General features: G+C 43.2%; 2 protein-coding genes. Both read left to right on the top strand.

Annotated features, from left to right (window positions below; genetic code table 11):
• Positions 1-315 (top strand): hypothetical protein (locus LG31_RS21725; protein ID WP_238567543.1); only part of this gene is annotated, 315 nt, incomplete at its 5' end.
• A gap of 32 nt (positions 316-347) precedes the next feature.
• Positions 348-530: hypothetical protein (locus LG31_RS21720; protein ID WP_033115902.1), on the top strand; the 183-nt coding region annotated here is incomplete at its 3' end.

Below are 530 nucleotides of genomic sequence, written 5' to 3'. Positions count from 1 at the left end.
GTGATTTATCGCCGCGGTGGGCCTTGGCGTGATGCCCTTACAACAATAATTAATACCAACGCCAGTTCGTCAGGCCATGAGCTTGTATTCAACAGCAGTCAAACTGGTACCGTTACCCCTTGGGGTGATCGTGCCTGGTGGGGTACTGCAGACCATCGTTGGGATTGTGGTAAATGGGATGAGAACTACAGCGGCTGGGTTGGTGCCAATATGGATCCGGGGGCAAATGGTATTCAGACCATAGATCGGGAATGGTGTACCAACAATAACTACCTGGTTTGTGTGTCGACCGGAGAGGATGCAATGGAACAGTAAGCTGTCAATATTAAAATTTGGAGTTGGTTTATATGATGTCCGTAACATTGAAGTTCAAGTTTGAACAAGATATTGAGATTGATGTTGATGCATGTGAAATACGATTTGATGGTAAGCATTTTATTTTGCGGAGAGATGATAATAATCAAGGCATGCTTTTATTAAAAACGTCAATTTTTGATGAAGAGTCGGCATATCAAGCATTGTCACTAAAC

Origin of the sequence: Aeromonas lacus (genome assembly GCF_000764665.1) — a bacterium.
In the GTDB taxonomy this organism is placed as follows: domain Bacteria; phylum Pseudomonadota; class Gammaproteobacteria; order Enterobacterales; family Aeromonadaceae; genus Aeromonas; species Aeromonas lacus.
Note: the sequence above shows the minus strand (reverse complement) of the source record. Positions and strands in the feature narration are given on the sequence as shown.